Below are 17,774 nucleotides of genomic sequence, written 5' to 3'. Positions count from 1 at the left end.
AACATGGAAGAAAAAACATTTACCATATCGGTATATTCAGAGAACAATGTGGGTTTACTTAATAGGATATCAGGAATATTCTTAAAACGTCACATCAATATATTAAGTTTAAACGTTTCAGAATCAGAAATAGAAAATGTTTCGAGATTTATTATTGTAGTTGAAACCACAGAGAAATGGGTTAAAAACATTGTCGGACAAATCGAAAAACAAATTGAAGTTATCAAAGCATTTTATCATACAGATGAAGAAACAATTTATTTAGAAAACGCATTGTTTAAAATAGCTTCAAGTTTATTATTTGATGAGAAACAAATTCAGAATATCATTAAAGAAAGTCAATCTACAATAGTGACTGTTTCCCGTGATTTTTTTGTGATTTCTAAATCAGGCAGACGATCTGAAATTGAAGAATTATACGCCAAATTTAAACCTTACGGAATTATGCAGTTTGTGCGTTCTGGAAGAATTTCTGTTTCAAAAGAAAAAATGGAAATTTCATCATTATTATTAAATGAATTAAAATAGTTAAAAAGCATTCAAATTTAAACATCATACATATTAAATATTAAAAAAAATGGCCAATTATTTCAACACATTACCACTTAGATTACAATTAGAACAATTAGGGGTTTGCGAATTTATGGAGCAATCTGAATTTTCAAATGGGATAGATGCATTAGCAGGAAAAAAAGTCGTAATCGTAGGTTGCGGAGCACAAGGTTTGAATCAAGGTTTAAACATGAGAGATTCAGGTCTTGATATTTCTTATGCTTTACGTGCAGATGCAATTGCTGAAAAAAGAGCTTCTTTTAAAAATGCTACTGAAAATGGATTTAAAGTAGGTACTTATGAAGAATTAATTCCAACTGCTGATTTAGTTTGTAACTTAACTCCGGATAAACAACATACTGCTGTGGTAACTGCCATTATGCCATTAATGAAACAAGGATCTACTTTAGCATATTCTCACGGATTTAATATCGTTGAAGAGGGAATGCAGATTCGTAAAGATATCACTGTAATTATGTGCGCGCCTAAATGTCCAGGTTCTGAAGTGCGTGAAGAATATAAAAGAGGCTTTGGTGTACCGACCCTTATTGCTGTTCACCCTGAAAATGATCCAAACGGTTTAGGTTTGGACCAGGCAAAAGCTTATGCTGTTGCAACAGGAGGACACAGAGCAGGAGTTTTGAGATCATCTTTCGTTGCTGAAGTAAAATCAGACTTAATGGGTGAGCAAACAATCCTTTGCGGATTATTGCAAACTGGATCTATTTTATGTTTTGATAAAATGGTTGAAAAAGGAATTGATGCTGCGTATGCTTCAAAATTAATTCAGTATGGTTGGGAGACTATTACAGAAGCTTTGAAACATGGAGGTATTACAAATATGATGGATCGTTTAAATAATCCTTCAAAAATTGAAGCTTATGAATTAGCTGAAGAATTGAAAGATATCATGCGTCCGTTATTCCAAAAACACCAGGATGATATTATTTCTGGAGAGTTCTCAAGAACAATGATGATTGACTGGGCTAATGATGATGTTAATTTGTTGAAATGGAGAGCTGCAACCGGAGAAACTAACTTCGAAAAAACTGCTCCACAACAAGCTCCAATCTCTGAACAGGAATATTTTGATAATGGGGTATTAATGATTGCAATGGTTAAAGCTGGAGTTGAATTAGCTTTCGAAACTATGACAGAAGCAGGTATAATTGAAGAATCAGCATATTATGAGTCATTGCACGAATTGCCATTAATCGCAAACACTATCGCCAGAAAGAAATTATTCGAAATGAATCGCGTTATTTCAGATACAGCGGAGTATGGATGTTATTTATTTGATCATGCTTGTAAGCCATTATTGACTGAGTTTATGAAAAAAGTAGAAACTAACATTATTGGAAAACCATTTTCAACTTCAAACGCAGTAGATAACGCTGTTTTGATTGCTGTAAATAAAGAAATTCGCCAGCACCCTATCGAAGAAGTAGGAGCTTGGTTAAGAGAGTCTATGACAGCAATGAAAAAAATAGGATAATATAATATTACACACCACGTTTGTGTGTTGGGATTTTGCACTGTATCTTAGTTTTATATAATATTTTGAATTAGTAAGCACTTATTAAGATAATAACAGATATGGCGCATGTTACATTCACTTAACTCAAATTAACAAAGGGTTAAGTGAAGTAATCCCTAATCTTATTGAGTATGTTTTAGTATATATACTTGTAGAAGTTTCTGTTGTAATTAATAATGTTGCTGGCTATTTTCATACATGAAAAAGGTAGGCAAAAAATTAATTGTTATTGAAATTGTTAAAATTAAAAGGTGTGATATTTATATATCATACCTTTTTTTGTAATATGTTTTTTTGATTAAAACTTTATTTTTTATATTAACTTCATTAAATCGATATGTTTTTTTTATGATTTGTTTTTTTTTGATAAAATTTATGAATTAAATAATTTTAAGAATACGTTGTTATTTAATACATTTATAAAAAAATTACAACAACTATGAGTTATTATAAAATTGAAAATTTAGAACAATATTTTAAACATTACAATAAGTCAATAAGAGAGCCAAGAAAGTTTTGGGGTAAAATTGCTGAAGAAAACTTTACATGGTACCAGCAATGGGAAAAAGTTGTTGATTTTAACATGGCTGAAGCAGAAGTGAAATGGTTTACAGAGGCCAAAGTTAATATTACAAAGAATTGTATTGACAGACATTTGAGTAAAAGAGGAGAAAAAACGGCAATAATATTCGAACCGAACAATCCTTCTGAGGAAGCAATACACATTACCTATAATGAACTATATGAAAGGGTTTCAAAAATGGCTAATGTTTTGCGTGAGCAGGGCGTAACCAAAGGGGATAGAGTTTGCATTTATTTACCAATGATTCCGGAACTCGCTGTAGCAGTTTTAGCATGTGCCAGAATTGGAGCAATACATTCTGTTGTTTTTGCAGGATTTTCAGCTTCAGCAGTTTCTGCAAGAATTAATGACAGTGAATGTAAAATGGTGATTACTTCTGATGGTGGCTACAGAGGAAATAAAACGATTGATCTTAAAGGAATAGTAGATGAAGCGTTGGAAAGTTGTCCATCTGTTTCTAAAGTTTTAGTTGTAAAAAGAACAGAGACTGAAATAAAAATGCAGGAAGGCCGTGATGTTTGGTTACAGCCTTTGTTAGATGCAGCCCTTGATTATAACGTAGCTGAAATCATGGATGCAGAAGATCCTTTATTTATTTTATATACATCAGGTTCTACAGGAAAGCCAAAAGGAATGGTACACACTACAGCAGGATATATGGTTTACACTGCATATACTTTTAAAAATGTATTCAGTCATGAAGAAAATGATATTTTTTGGTGTACAGCCGATATCGGATGGATTACAGGACATTCCTATATTTTATATGGTCCATTATTAAATGGAGGAACAACTGTGATTTTTGAAGGAGTTCCGTCATATCCGGATTTTAGTCGCTTCTGGGAAATTATTGAAAAACATAAAATCACACAATTTTATACTGCTCCAACAGCAATTCGTTCTTTAGCCAAAGAAAGTCTTGACTATATTCAAAAGTATCCTTTAAAATCACTTAAGGTTATTGGTTCTGTTGGAGAGCCAATCAACGAAGAAGCCTGGCACTGGTTTAATGATCACGTTGGAGATAAGAGATGTCCGGTTGTAGATACGTGGTGGCAGACAGAAACGGGTGGAATTATGATTTCGCCAATTGCTTTTGTTACACCAACAAAACCTACATATGCAACATTGCCTTTGCCAGGGATTCAGCCAGTTCTTATGGACGATAAACGTAATGAAATTGAAGGTAATCAGGTAGTAGGTAGTTTGTGTATTAAATTTCCATGGCCTGGAATTGCCAGAACTATCTGGGGAGATCATGAGCGTTATAAAAAAACTTATTTCTCTGCTTTTCCGGGTAAATACTTTACAGGAGATGGTGCATTAAGAGATGAAGTTGGATATTATAGAATTACAGGCAGGGTAGATGATGTTGTTATTGTATCCGGACATAATTTAGGAACAGCGCCTATTGAAGATGCTATAAATGAGCATCCTGCAGTTGCTGAATCAGCAATTGTAGGCTTCCCGCACGATATAAAAGGTAATGCTTTATATGGCTACGTAATTTTAAAAGAAACAGGTGAAGTTCGAAATAAAGAAAATTTAGCAAAAGAAATCAATCAGTATATTGCTGATCACATTGGGCCAATTGCTAAATTAGATAAAATTCAATTTGTGTCAGGATTACCAAAAACGCGTTCAGGTAAAATTATGCGTAGAATTTTGCGTAAAATAGCTGAAGGGGATTTTTCTAATTTTGGTGATACTTCAACTTTATTAAACCCTGAGGTTGTTGAAGGTATTATGAATGAAAGAATTTCTTAATCTATTTAAAATAATATTGTAAAAGAAAGCCGTTTCAAATTGAAACGGCTTTCTTTTTTTATCTCTATTCTAATTAGTTTTCTTTCTTTAAGCTTAATCCCATTGGAACCATTAGGACCCCTTTTTCATAAATATTAAGATAGAGTGTAACCGGTTTTTTTTGTCCTTCCCATTTCAATTCATATACATTTAAAAATCCTGCACCCATGTCACTTCGTTTAGTTGGAAAAGGGCAACAGGTCTCTAATCTTGTATAAGTGATTTTTTCACCATTTGGCCCCGCTAAAGCATTTAAAAAACGGGTTTCATTTAGTGCTTCGTCTCTGGTATTTCTGAAGAAAATATTGATAGGATAATTAGGGTTATAACCATACTTTTTGTCTTTACTGAACTCTTTGATAATAAACGTATTATTTTTGCTTAAAACCAAGTCAGGAGCATTATCATCTACATTTTTTAATGTCGATTTTGTACTTACACATGAAATTGCTGTAATTAGTAAAACAATAAGTAAAGCTATTTTTTTCATCGATTTTTAGTATTGCTGTTAATACAAATGTAAAAATATTTTAGATCATGCCGATAGGATAAGCAAATATTGTGCCTTCAAATTTAAAAATAAAAACATTCTATATTATTCGCCAAATAGAATAAAATAGAATGCCTTTTTTAATGTTTGTATTTGAATTTAAACAATTTCGGCGCTAAGTCCTGCTTCCAAAAGTTGCGTGCATTGTGGTTTTAATTTATCTATTGGACCAGTCTTTACTGTGCATTTCCCATTGTAATGTACAATTAGGGAACATTGTTCTGCCTGTTCTGCTGTATGGCTGCAAACACGCATTAAAGTATCAATTACATGATCAAAAGTGTTTACATCGTCATTATAAACTATAATTTCATTATTGAAACCTACAGCTTCTTTTTCGCGAACTTTTTCTCTTACTTTTTCTTTAGTACTCATGATTTTAAATTTTGTACTCTGGTAATTACTATTAACTAATTTACGTATTTTAATGAAACCCAGTTGTTTCTTTGAAACTTTTTAACATAGGTTAATCCTTTATCAGTACAAGAGGCATCAATGAATGGAATGTCCTCTTCATAAAAACCACTGAAAAGGATGATTCCTTTAGGATTCAGGCAATCTACATAAGACTGCATATCGTTTAACAAAATATTACGATTAATGTTTGCAATAATCAAATCATATTTTTTACCAGTCAGTAAGGCTGCATCTCCTTCATAAACGGTTATGTGGCTGCAATTATTACGTTCTGCATTTTCAATAGAATTCAAATAACACCAGTTGTCAATATCTATGGCATCTATAGGCTGAGCACCTTTCATTTCAGCCAAAATAGCTAAAATAGCAGTTCCGCAACCCATGTCTAAAGTTTTTAAACCCTGAACATCCATTTCTAATAAATGCTGAATCATCATGTGTGTTGTTTCATGATGACCTGTTCCAAAACTCATTTTTGGTTCGATTACGATATCAAATTCCGCATCAGTTTTTGGGTGAAAAGGAGCGCGAACATGGCATTTTCCATCTACATCAATGGGTTCAAAATTCTTTTCCCATTCTTCATTCCAGTTTACCTGATCAATTTCTTCAATCGTATATTCGATTTTAAATTCTTCTGATTGTAAAATATAAATGTCATCTAAAATATTCTCGTCCCATAAATCTTTCTTTACGAAAGCCGAAATCCCGTTTTCAGTTTCGGTGAAACTCTCGAAAGCTTTTTCGCCCAATTCGGCAATTAATATTTCCGATCCCAGTTCTTTGGGCTCAATCGAAAAATGATACCCTAAATAGATATTTGACATAGATAATTTTTTTTGCAAAGGTAAGAATCGAAAGCAGACTTCTTTATAAATAATTTGTAATTATTTTAATTCTGAAAAACAAAATATCAGCTTTTTTTGGATGTTTTTAGTGATTTAAATTGTTAGCTGATATAATTCCAGATGTTTTTTTTCTTTGTCAATTCTATAAAAACGGCTTTTAATACAGCATGTTCAGGTTTTTGTAAAGGCCCATCTTCTTTTAAAATCTTCATAGCATAGTTTCGGGCTAAACTCAAAATATCTCGGTCACGTACAATGTCTGCTATTTGAAGATTGAGTACTCCGCTTTGCTGTGTTCCCATCATATCGCCCGGACCACGCAGTTTCAGGTCAACTTCTGCAATTTCAAAGCCGTCGTTGGTCTGTACCATTGTTTCCATTCGGGTTTTACTATCAGAACTTAACTTGTGTCCAGTCATTAAGATGCAATAACTCTGTTCGGCACCACGACCAACACGTCCTCGCAGCTGATGTAATTGTGAAAGTCCAAATCTTTCAGCACTTTCGATAATCATTACACTGGCATTTGGTACGTTTACACCAACCTCAATTACAGTTGTTGCCACCATAATATTGGTTTTTCCTTCTGAAAAGCGTTTCATTTCAGCATCTTTATCGGCTGGTTTCATCTTTCCGTGTAAAATTGAAATAGAATATTGTGGCAGTGGAAAATCACGTGAAATACTTTCATAGCCATCCATTAAATCCTTGAAATCCATTTTTTCAGATTCCTGGATTAATGGATAAACAATATAAATCTGTCTTCCCTTTGCAATTTCATCGCGTAAAAATTTCCAGACTTTTAATCGGTTGCTGTCATATCGATGAACGGTCTGAATAGGTTTTCTGCCTGGAGGCAATTCGTCAATTACCGAAATATCCAAATCCCCATACAAACTCATTGCTAAAGTTCTCGGAATAGGAGTGGCGGTCATTACCAAAATATGCGGTGGAATATCATTTTTCTTCCACAATTTTGATCTTTGTTCAACACCAAAACGATGTTGTTCATCAATAACGGCTAATCCTAAATTTTGAAATTTTACTTTATCTTCCAATAAGGCATGTGTGCCAATTAAAATATGTAAAGAACCATTTTCAAGCTCTTCATGAATAACTTTTCTGGCTGCGGTTTTAGTTGAACCGGTTAAGATTTTTATATTAATATTTAATGTTTTTGCCAATTCAGATAATCCAATAAAATGCTGGTTGGCCAGAATCTCTGTAGGAGCCATTAAACAAGCCTGAAAGCCATTATCAATTGCCAGAAGCATACTCATAAAAGCTACAATTGTTTTTCCGGAACCTACATCTCCCTGTAATAATCGATTCATTTGGGCATTACTACCCATATCTGAACGAATTTCTTTTACTACTCTTTTTTGTGCATTTGTTAGTTCAAATGGCAAATGATTCTGATAAAATTCATTAAAATATTTGCCTACTTTTGTAAAAGGATGCCCTTTAATTTTATGTTTCCGAATTAGATTTTTAGTAATTAATTGGAGCTGGATAAAAAATAATTCTTCAAATTTTAAGCGGAATTGGGCTTTCGCCAAAATATCGGCACTTTTAGGGAAATGGATGTTGAATAAAGCTGCTTTCTTTGAAATTAATTTTAATTCTTCAATTAAATAAGCAGGAAAGGTTTCAGTAAACAAAGCTTGTGTTTCGATGAAAAGCTGTTCCATTAATTTATTTATTGTCCGGTTTGAAATCCCTCTGTTTGTAAGCGTTTCCGTTGAAGGATACACCGGCTGCATCGCAGAGCGAAGGCTTTTTTCGTGTTCTTTTAAAAGCTCAATTTCAGGATGGGCCATACTGAATTGATTTCCATACAAAGAACACTTTCCGAAAATAACACAAACTTCATTGAGTTTTAAACTCTCCCGAATCCATTTATGGCCCTGAAACCAGTTTAAATCCATTTGTCCGGTCTCATCTACAAAAGTAGCAACAAGGCGCTTTTTATTTTTAGCAAATTCAACAGTTTTAATGTGAATTATTTTTCCAATAATTTGTACTTCAGAACCTGTATTTTGAAGTTCATTTATTTTGTAATAACGAGTCCTGTCAATGTATCTGTTCGGAAAAAAATTAACCAGATCTCCATATTTATGAATACCTAATTCCTTGCGAAGCAATTGTCCACGGCTGGGGCCAACACCTTTTAAGTATTCGATAGGAGTTTCTAGGAGATTATTTGACATTAGTTTTTTATACTTCTTAGATTTTAGACTTGCTTAGATTTTGGAAATAACTAAGTTTTAATTTTATCTTTTAGAATAGCGAAGATAGATTTTAATTAGGAAATTTGAAAATGAGATAATTTGAAAATTAAAGTTTAGAAAATAATACCTTTGGGGAGTAAAATATTTTGAAATGATAACACACTTAGCGCTTTTACGAGGAATTAATGTTTCCGGCTACAACATGATGAAAATGGAAGCATTAAAAACAATGTTGGAAAATATTGGTTTTACGAATGTCAGGACCTATCTGCAGTCTGGGAATGTTTTTGTGGATTCCAATGAAGAAAGCGCTTCAAAAGTAGGATTTGTAATTAAGCAGGAAATTTTTAAAGTTTTTGGACACGAAGTCCCTGTTGTGGTAATCGCAAAAGAAGATTTGGAATTGTGTTTTAAAAACAATCCTTTTCTAAAAGAAAAAGAAGTTGACAGTAAAAAACTTTACGTTGCTTTTGTTTCAATTGCTTTGAAAAAAGAAAGTATAAATGATTTAAAAATCAGCCAGTTTAAACCAGATGAGGCTAGTATTGACGGAAAAAGAATTTTCATAAAATATGCTGTAGGTGCCGGGAAAACCAGATTTGATCAAAAATATATTGAGAAAAAACTTAATGTCACGGCAACAATTAGAAACTGGAATACCGTTACCAATCTGCTTAATATGTATTCAGAGTAAAACAAAAAACAGGTTTCAAATTAAATATGAAACCTGCTTTTTATTATGGCTGATTATGTTTTTAGATTCTGAAAATTCCTCCAAAAGCAATAATTCGCTGAAAGAAGAAAAAGTCCTGAAAAGCACTATCTTCATTGCTTGCAGTTGTTTTGATATCCTGCATATTAATATAACCGCCTTTTAATTCTCCCTGAATATAAAAGTGTTTGTAAAAAGTAACATTAATTCCCGCTTTTGCTGATACTCCATAACCCGAAATGTGAAAATCATCGTGACGTTCTTTTCCTAAAAGTTTGGTGTTGGTTTTAGGATACAAAACACCTCCTCCTAAGCCTTCGGTTAAATTAATCTGAACCTTATCGATATTTGGAAGTCTGAACCATTTTGAAACATCATCATGTCTTGAAAATTCTGTATTTACGTAATTTAAACCATCAGTATGTTCGTAAGTTAAAAACGTTTCATCTGTAAAATCTACAGCAGTATTATTGTATTGTCCATTATGTGCAGAACCGATTTGGTCTGCAGGTAAATTTATCTCGCCTGTAACATTTGCTGTTTGATTCTGTGTCATTACATATTTCATGTGGTCAACGCCAACTGCAATACTATAATGATCATTTATGAAATAACCAAGCCTAAAATTCGTCTGCGGAATGGTCATATTAGCCGGATTAATATAATCAACATGCCACCCTTTTGGTTTATCATGTGCTTTCATATCGTGGACAGTGAACTCGTAATCTTTTCCTCTGAAAGTTACATCAGATTTAGAATAACTTTCTCTGTTACCTCCCCATGAAATAAAAAACTTTCCTTTATTGTGTGCTGTGTATTTGTCTTGTATTGCAATTTCTTCCTGGGCAAATGTATTTACAGCGAAACACATTAAGAAAAAAGGCAAGAATAAAAAATTATTTTTCAATTTATTATTATGAAATTAGAATGAATTAACCGTTTTTCTGATAGCTACCAATTTGGTCATTAGTCCTTCGAAATAGTCTAAATGAAGCATATTGGCACCATCGCTTTTAGCATTTGCAGGATCAAAATGAGTTTCGATAAAAATACCATCAACGCCTACAGCAATACCTGCTTTAGCAACAGTTTCTATCATATCAGGCCTTCCACCGGTAACACCTGCAGTTTGGTTTGGCTGTTGTAAAGAATGTGTTACATCTAAAACTGTTGTAGCATATTGCTGCATAGTGGGAATCCCACGGTAATCAACAATCATATCCTGATAACCAAACATAGTTCCACGGTCAGTCACTATAACATTTTCATTATTACAATCTAACACTTTTTGAACCGCATGTTTCATGCTTTCCGGACTCATGAATTGTCCTTTTTTCAGATTAACTGTTTTTCCTGTATTGGCAGCAGCTACGACCAAATCAGTTTGACGTACTAAGAAAGCAGGGATTTGTAATACATCCACATATTGTGCAGCCATATCAGCGTCTTCATTCGTATGAATATCTGTTACTGTTGGAACATGGAAAGTTTCAGAAACTTTTCGTAAAATTTTAAGTGCTTTTTCATCACCAATTCCAGAGAAACTATCAATTCTGGAACGGTTTGCTTTTTTAAATGATCCTTTAAATACATAAGGAATCTGAAGTTTGTCGGTAATACCAACTAATTTCTCAGCAATTCGAAGTGCCATTTCTTCTCCTTCTATAGCACATGGTCCTGCTAATAAAAAGAAATTGCCACTGTCAGTATGCTTAATTTGTGGAATATGCTGTAAATTCATATCTGTGATTTTTTGACAGTGCAAATGTAGTCAGGATTTGCTATTTACAGATGAAGATTTGTGATTATTTTAAGAAGCAACGTTAACTTTTAGAAAAAATGTATTTGTACCAAATATTGTTGTCTCTTTATTGACAGAAACTAAAAAAGCCTCTTAAAAATTAAAAGGCTTTGAGTAAATAATATTTTTTAACGATGACCATGTGCATGTGATTTAGCACTTTTGTCTCCGGATATTTTTTTTGCCTGACCAGGAGGCATTTTTTTTGATTTGTGGTGTGAATGAGAATGTGAGTGGTTGTGGTGTACCGTACATCCTAACATACTTACAATTACAAACAATATTACCATAATTATTACGGCAACTTTAGTGTACTTGGAATTTTTCATAGGTCATTTTTAAATTTGGAGGTACAAATATAATGGTTCAATTGTTATTTTATTGAGTTGATAATTTGTTTAAAATCATTATAAACTAAAAGCCCCGGTTTTATTTCCGGGGCTTTTAATTTTTATCTTGAAAAATTACTGTTCTTTCATGGTGTGATAAACGTTCATTACATCATCATCTTCTTCTATTTTTTCAATCAGTTTTTCAACGTCGGCTATTTGAGCTTCTGTTAATTCTTTTGTGATTTGAGGAATACGTTCAAAACCAGATGATAAGATTTCCAGTCCTCTGTTTTCTAATTCTTTTTGTAAGGCTCCAAAACTTCCAAAAGGAGCATAAATTAAGATTCCGTCTTCATCCTCAAAAACTTCTTCGGCACCAAAATCAATTAGTTCTAATTCTAATTCTTCGGCATCAAGACCATTATTGGCAATTCTGAAATTACAAGTGTGGTCAAACATGAACTCAACAGAACCCTGAGTACCCATAGTACCGTTACATTTATTGAAATAACTGCGGATATTGGCTACTGTTCTGTTGTTGTTATCAGAAGCTGTCTCAATCAAAATGGCAATTCCGTGAGGGGCATATCCTTCAAACAAAATTTCTTTATAGTTGGCAGTATCTTTATTACTTGCATTTTTTATAGCACGCTCCACATTATCTTTAGGCATGTTGGCTGCTTTTGCATTTTGTATAACTGCTCTTAATCTAGAATTGGCGTCTGGGTTTGGTCCGCCTTCTTTAACAGCCATAACGATATCTTTACCAATTCTGGTAAATGTTTTGGCCATTGCTGACCAACGTTTCATTTTTCTTCCTTTTCTAAATTCGAACGCTCTTCCCATTTCTAATTTTTAGTTTTGTGATGCAAAAATACAGTTATTCCTTATTTTTCCAAAATCAAATTATATTCTTTTTAAAATTACGCTTTTAGTTAAAAAATAAAAAAAAATGGAATTTAGATAATCTGAGATTTATTTTGAAGTATTAAATTCATTGATAATATTTACGGCTTCGTTCAGGTAAGGATTGGTTTTCAGATTGTCAATTTTATACTGATTTATTGTTTTTTCAGCTGGGTATACACCAAGTAAAAATTGATTTATAGTTGAATTATATACATCTAACGGATTATTTGTATCACTGAATGCATTAATTTCCTTCCATATTTTTTCTCTGATAGTTTTCTGCTCAAAGATTGAATTCATTGTCATTGGTATTTCCGTTTTTGGAGCATTTATCATTTCGTCAATTTTTGAATTGATTTCCCTGATTTGTTTAAAATAGAAATTGTCAGCTAATCTTGCCGAACTGTTTTTGGCAATTTTATCAATTAGATTTCTTTTTACATAAGGTTTGTATTTTAATGAAAGGCCGATACTGTCATTTTGGATAGCAGTTGGGAAACTGCTTTCTTTTTGAAAGATGTTTTCATAGAATTCAGGAAGAATAACATCTGGTTTAACACCTGTATTTTGATGGCTTTTACCGGTTATTCTGTAAAATTTATTAATACTTATTTTTAGAAAATCGGTAGTTGTATTTTCATCAAGAGGAACGATTGTCTGCATGGTAGCTTTTCCTAACGTGCTACTGCCTAATAATAAAGCACGGTTATAGTCTTGTAAATTTGAAGCAAAAAATTCACTTGCAGAAGCCGTATTGCTGTTTATTAAAATTACGATTGGTCCTTTGTAGATCAAACCTCTGTACGGGTCGTTTATTACGGTTCTGTTTTGTTTATTATCTATAACAACAGAAAGTGGTCCGTAATCAATAAACATACCGGACAGCCTTATAGCTTCTTCCATAGAACCACCACCGTTATTAATCAGATCAATTACAAGACCTTTTATGTTATCTCTCTCAAGTTTGATGACTTCCCTGGCTACATCATCAGCGCAGCCTTTACGGTTGTTTTGCTCCATGTCAGCATAGAAGCTGGGAATCTTAATATATCCAATTTTGCTTTCTTTGCCAATAATGAAACTATAAACAGAATTTTCTTCATCTTTCATTATTTGCTTTTCTATATAAACCTCAAAATTTTTACCAGAGTTTCGTTTTAAAGTAAGTGTGATCTTTCTATTAGACTCAGATAATATCATACTTGAAACAGATTCTAATGATGCACATGAAACTTCTAAGGTTTCTTTTTGATTTGAAATTGAAACTATCTGGTCTCCTTTTTTAATCTGTCCCGTTTGAAATGCAGGACCATTTGGATCTAATTCATCGATAATGATTTCATTTTTCTCATTTAATTTTAAACTTACTCCTAATGAAAAATGTTCTTTCGATAAAGATGCTACAAAACTTGATTTAGAATCATCGCTAAAGTAGGCTGTATGCGGATCAAAGTAGGTACAAAAAAAGTTATAAAGGTTTTCCTGTTGTGTGTCTTTTCGTTCTAAAAGTGTATTTATCCTGCAGATTTCGTTTGATAAAATAGTAGTTCTCGATTGTAATTCAATTGACTTGAAATTTAATTTTAAAGAATCAAGATTATCACTTTTTTCAGCAATATCATCCAGGATTTGGTAACGGATTTTTTTTAGCCACACTTTCTCCAGATCTTCTTTTTTAAGATAAAATTTGAAGGCTTTTTTGTAAAACCGGATAGTGTCCTTTTTATTGTAATCAATTGTTCCGGTTTGAATTTTCTCTAAAATAGCTTTATTTCGCAGAAGTCCATTTCTGTATTTGTTCGTAATATCAGGCAAAAAACTACAATCTCCTTGTACTATCAAATCGTCTATATTCAGTCGATATTTTTTAGATAATTCATCATATTCTGATTTGAAAAAAACATTTCGGGAAGGATCCAGCTCATCCATTACATTATCAAAAACATAAATTGATAAATTATCATCCAATGGTTTTGGTCTAATGTGTTCGTTTTGAATCAGGTGATTTATTTTGGTAAGTATTTCGCATGTCTTGTCACTATTTTGAGAAAATAGAATGTTTGTAATAAGTAGAAATACTAATATTATTTTTTTCATATTTTGAAGGATTCCAGAATTAAATTTACGTTTAATTTTTTATTAATTGTTATATTTTTCCGGAATATTCTTATATCAAAATAGTGATTCAATAAAAAATGCATCACAATTAAGCAATGCATTTTTTAACTATTTTTTTTAAAATTTTTATTTTTTGTAAAAAGGTAATTTTACCACTTTAGCCGGAACGTCATTTTTTCTGATTCTAATAAAAATATTAGTATCGACTGCACTATTTGCAACTGTAACATAACCCAGACCAATCCCTTTGCCCATAGAAGGCGACATGGTTCCGGAAGTCACAATTCCGATAACATTTCCGTCAGCGTCTACAATTTCATAATCGTGTCTTGGCACTGCACGTTCCTGCATTTCAAAAGCAACCAATTTTCTAGTAACACCTGTTTCTTTTTGCTTTTTCAAGCTTTCAGAATTAGTAAAATCTTTAGTAAATTTCGTTATCCATCCTAAACCAGCTTCAAGCGGAGAAGTAGTGTCGTTAATATCGTTTCCGTAAAGACAGAATCCCATTTCAAGACGTAAAGTATCACGTGCAGCAAGACCAATCGGCTTAATTCCGAAAGATGCCCCGGCTTCAAAAACTCTATTCCAGATTTGTTCTACTTCACTGTTTTTACAGTAAATTTCAAACCCGCCAGAACCAGTATATCCTGTAGCAGAAATAATTACATGTTCGATTCCAGCAAAATCGCCTACTTCAAAATGGTAATAGGTAATCGCAGCTAAATCAACAGAAGTCAGGGACTGCATTGCTTCAACTGCTTTTGGTCCCTGAATGGCTAATAATGAATAATCGTCTGAAAGATTTCTCATTTCAACCCCTAAATCATTGTGAGATGAAATCCAGTTCCAGTCTTTTTCAATATTTGAAGCATTTACGACTAACAAATATTGTTCTTCCTTCATTTTATACACAATCAAATCATCTACGATTCCGCCTTCATTGTTTGGAAGACAAGAATATTGGGCTCTTCCAATTGTCAGAGTTGATGCATCATTTGAAGTCACTTTCTGAATCAAAGCTAAGGCGTTAGGCCCTGTCAACAAAAATTCTCCCATATGCGAAACGTCAAAAACACCCACACTGTTACGAACTGTTTCGTGTTCAGCGTTTACACCTTCGTAAGTAATTGGCATATTATAACCTGCAAAAGGAAGCATTTTTGCTCCTAAACCTTCATGTATGTGCGTAAGCGCAGTATTTTTCATTGTATTGATGTATAAAATTGTTTTGCAAATCTATTCAAAAAATGTCGAATATAAATGGCTTAAATTGTAAATTTCGCAATGATTTGGAGCTCTTTCCTGTTATTCGCTATATCTTTTTATTTTTAAAGGAAAAATAAAAAGGATGTCGCTGCTACCAGGGCTAGGGCAAATCGTTACAAGGAATATCAGTGATTCGTTTTTTTAATGTAATTTTAGAGTATAATAGCATAGCGATGAAGTCTCCATATTTAATCACAAAAGAAGAAATTTTAGAATTCTACAAGCCTTTAAATCCATTTACACACAAAGGACTTCAGGGACATGCGGTAATAATTGCAGGAAGTTATGGCAAAGTAGGAGCCGCTGTTCTGGCTTCAAAATCCTGTATTAAAACGGGTTGTGGTCTTGTAACGACTTTTGCTCCAAAATGCGGTTATCAGATTCTTCAGATTTCAATTCCTGAGGTCATGGTTGTCACTGACGAAAATACAAACTTTATAACCCATATTCAGCTTCCGTTGATTCCACAAGCAATTGGAATAGGTCCGGGAATAGGGAAGGAGTTAGGAACACAAAAAGCTCTATTTGAATTTTTAAGAACGAATAGAACTTCTTTAGTACTGGATGCAGACGCTTTAAATATTCTTTCAGAAAATCAGTCATGGCTCGAATTAATCCCTGAAAATACAATTTTGACTCCACATCCAAAAGAACTCGAACGTTTAATTGGCAAATGGGATTCTGAATCTGAGAAGTTTCAAAAAGCAATCGCTTTTTCAGAACATTATAAAGTAATTATTGTAATGAAAGGAGCCCCAACTTACATTATCAATCAGACAAAAGTTTACCAAAACACAACCGGAAATGCAGCGTTGGCAACTGCCGGAAGCGGTGATGTGCTTACAGGAATCATTACCAGTTTACTTGCACAGGATTATGTACCTGTCCAGGCAGCACAATTAGCAGTGTTTATTCACGGATTAACAGCTGATATTGCTTTACCAGAAAACGGTTATCAGTCTTTTATAGCATCTGATATCATTAAAAACCTTGGAAAAGCATTTTTGAGCCTTCAAAATTAATCTCCTTTATTCATTTTGATACACCTTTCTAATGCTTCTTTTAGTGTTTGTGCAATAAAAAATACAAATTCTTCAGAATCATTATTTTCGTTCAGTCTGGAATAGTTTTTTTTATTTTCTTCATCTCCCTTTATGTTCAAAATTGGATATCCCTTTTGTAATAAAACTAAATTCATGATCAGTCTGGATATTTTTCCGTTTCCTTCATCAAAAGGATCAATTTTTAAAAAGCGGAAATGCATTTCTGCAGCTAAAATAATAGTATGCAATTTGTTTTTATTGACTTCGAACCAAGTGAAATATTCTTCTATTTCTTTGGAAATCAAAAATGGTTTAGACTCCTTCTCACTTGTTCTGGTTTTTTTATAATTCCCACTTTCAGAATGTATTCCTCTTTGGATTAAATTGTGAATTGATAAAAGATTAGGTTCGGTAAAAGAATTGTTTTTTTCTAAATTTTTTATAAAACGTATAGCTTCCTGGTGATTTACAGCTTCCAGATGTTCCTTCATACTTTTACCCGAAATAGTCAAACCTTCGTTAATTACCATTTCTGTTTCTTTCAGGGTCATGGTATTTCCATCTATTCGATTACTTTCAAAAGTATATTCTAATTCGGATTTTTGAGAAATTTCATAAAAATTGTTTTGAACAGACGAATCTAGTTTTGCTTTCAGAAATTCAATTTCCTGCAGCATCTTTTCTAAAGTACCTGATGCTTTTATTTTTGACACCGATTTTTGATATTGAAGTTCTTGTTCGGCCGCAGCAAGCGCTTTTAAAGCAAATTCTTCATCTCCAATTTCGTATAAAATTTTTTCTTTTAACCATGCAATCATCAAAGTTTCATAATCAATTTCTAAAAGTGTGGCTAATTTTATAATCTGGTCTTTTTTTGGTTTTCGCAGGCCGCTTTCAAATTTACTGATTAAGGCCTGATCAATGCTTAATATTTGTGCTACTTCCCTGGTTTTTAGTCCCTTTTGTTCACGAGCATTTTTAAGAAGTGATTTCATTTTAAAAGAAGTTTGTCCTGACGTAATTTGTCATTAGATTTGAAATAAAAAAAGCAATACATCAATATTGC

At 32.8% G+C, this 17,774-nt stretch carries 16 protein-coding genes; 5 read left to right on the top strand and 11 right to left on the bottom strand.

Annotated features, from left to right (window positions below):
- The first annotated feature begins 3 nt into the window (after positions 1-3).
- The 3 genes from ilvN (at position 4) to acs (ending at position 4,439) form a co-directional block, all read left to right on the top strand.
- Complete coding sequence (gene ilvN / locus K8B81_RS02390) at positions 4-528, top strand: acetolactate synthase small subunit (RefSeq protein ID WP_223678617.1); 525 nt, start codon at positions 4-6, stop codon at positions 526-528.
- Positions 529-577: 49 nt separating this feature from the next.
- Positions 578-2,047 carry a ketol-acid reductoisomerase gene (ilvC, locus tag K8B81_RS02385; protein WP_223678616.1) on the top strand — a complete coding sequence of 490 codons (1,470 nt, stop codon included), beginning with the start codon at positions 578-580 and terminating at the stop codon, positions 2,045-2,047.
- A 481-nt stretch (positions 2,048-2,528) separates the two neighbouring features.
- Positions 2,529-4,439 (top strand): acetate--CoA ligase, encoded by a 1,911-nt coding sequence (gene acs / locus K8B81_RS02380; protein WP_223678615.1) that lies wholly within the window; start codon positions 2,529-2,531, stop codon positions 4,437-4,439.
- A gap of 73 nt (positions 4,440-4,512) precedes the next feature.
- On the opposite strand, the gene K8B81_RS02375 is transcribed toward acs, so the two are convergent.
- From K8B81_RS02375 to recG, 4 genes are all read right to left on the bottom strand, one after another.
- Positions 4,513-4,968 carry a 2-dehydro-3-deoxyphosphooctonate aldolase gene (locus K8B81_RS02375; RefSeq protein ID WP_223678614.1) on the bottom strand — a complete coding sequence of 152 codons (456 nt, stop codon included), beginning with the start codon at positions 4,966-4,968 and terminating at the stop codon, positions 4,513-4,515.
- Positions 4,969-5,127: 159 nt separating this feature from the next.
- A complete protein-coding gene (locus tag K8B81_RS02370; RefSeq protein ID WP_223678613.1) occupies positions 5,128-5,403 on the bottom strand; it encodes an ATP-dependent Clp protease adaptor ClpS in 276 nt (91 codons plus the stop codon).
- A gap of 35 nt (positions 5,404-5,438) precedes the next feature.
- Positions 5,439-6,272 carry a 50S ribosomal protein L11 methyltransferase gene (gene prmA, locus K8B81_RS02365; RefSeq protein WP_223678612.1) on the bottom strand — a complete coding sequence of 278 codons (834 nt, stop codon included), beginning with the start codon at positions 6,270-6,272 and terminating at the stop codon, positions 5,439-5,441.
- 122 nt (positions 6,273-6,394) lie between these two features.
- Positions 6,395-8,503, bottom strand: coding sequence for an ATP-dependent DNA helicase RecG (gene recG, locus K8B81_RS02360; RefSeq protein ID WP_223678611.1), 2,109 nt, complete (start codon positions 8,501-8,503; stop codon positions 6,395-6,397).
- A 172-nt stretch (positions 8,504-8,675) separates the two neighbouring features.
- Here recG and K8B81_RS02355 point away from each other — a divergent pair, with 172 nt between their 5' ends.
- Positions 8,676-9,218: a DUF1697 domain-containing protein gene (locus K8B81_RS02355; RefSeq protein ID WP_223678610.1), complete on the top strand. Its 543-nt coding sequence runs from the start codon at positions 8,676-8,678 to the stop codon at positions 9,216-9,218.
- A 61-nt stretch (positions 9,219-9,279) separates the two neighbouring features.
- On the opposite strand, the gene K8B81_RS02350 is transcribed toward K8B81_RS02355, so the two are convergent.
- The 6 genes from K8B81_RS02350 to gcvT form a co-directional block, all read right to left on the bottom strand.
- Positions 9,280-10,143, bottom strand: a complete 864-nt coding sequence (locus K8B81_RS02350; protein WP_223678609.1) for a hypothetical protein — start codon at positions 10,141-10,143, stop codon at positions 9,280-9,282.
- 15 nt (positions 10,144-10,158) lie between these two features.
- Positions 10,159-10,977, bottom strand: coding sequence for a 3-deoxy-8-phosphooctulonate synthase (gene kdsA, locus K8B81_RS02345; RefSeq protein WP_223678608.1), 819 nt, complete (start codon positions 10,975-10,977; stop codon positions 10,159-10,161).
- Between the two features lie 188 nt (positions 10,978-11,165).
- The gene (locus tag K8B81_RS02340; protein WP_223678607.1) at positions 11,166-11,366 is read right to left on the bottom strand and encodes a hypothetical protein; all 201 of its coding nucleotides are present in this window, start codon (positions 11,364-11,366) and stop codon (positions 11,166-11,168) included.
- Positions 11,367-11,501: 135 nt separating this feature from the next.
- The gene (locus K8B81_RS02335) at positions 11,502-12,215 is read right to left on the bottom strand and encodes a YebC/PmpR family DNA-binding transcriptional regulator (protein WP_025572893.1); all 714 of its coding nucleotides are present in this window, start codon (positions 12,213-12,215) and stop codon (positions 11,502-11,504) included.
- Between the two features lie 129 nt (positions 12,216-12,344).
- The gene (locus K8B81_RS02330; protein ID WP_223678606.1) at positions 12,345-14,375 is read right to left on the bottom strand and encodes a carboxy terminal-processing peptidase; all 2,031 of its coding nucleotides are present in this window, start codon (positions 14,373-14,375) and stop codon (positions 12,345-12,347) included.
- A gap of 147 nt (positions 14,376-14,522) precedes the next feature.
- A complete protein-coding gene (gcvT, locus tag K8B81_RS02325; RefSeq protein WP_223678605.1) occupies positions 14,523-15,605 on the bottom strand; it encodes a glycine cleavage system aminomethyltransferase GcvT in 1,083 nt (360 codons plus the stop codon).
- Between the two features lie 233 nt (positions 15,606-15,838).
- Here gcvT and K8B81_RS02320 point away from each other — a divergent pair, with 233 nt between their 5' ends.
- Entirely contained in the window at positions 15,839-16,687 is an 849-nt protein-coding gene (locus K8B81_RS02320) for an NAD(P)H-hydrate dehydratase (RefSeq protein ID WP_223678604.1), read from the top strand.
- Here the strand turns inward: K8B81_RS02320 and K8B81_RS02315 are convergent.
- Positions 16,684-17,703: a Fic family protein gene (locus K8B81_RS02315; RefSeq protein ID WP_223678603.1), complete on the bottom strand. Its 1,020-nt coding sequence runs from the start codon at positions 17,701-17,703 to the stop codon at positions 16,684-16,686. The two genes, K8B81_RS02320 and K8B81_RS02315, sit on opposite strands and share 4 nt — an antisense overlap.
- Between the last annotated feature and the right edge of the window lie 71 nt (positions 17,704-17,774).

Origin of the sequence: Flavobacterium hibisci (assembly GCF_020026925.1) — a bacterium.
Lineage (GTDB): Bacteria > Bacteroidota > Bacteroidia > Flavobacteriales > Flavobacteriaceae > Flavobacterium > Flavobacterium hibisci.
The sequence above is the reverse complement of the archived record's forward strand: the minus strand, read 5'-3'. Positions and strand labels throughout refer to the sequence as shown.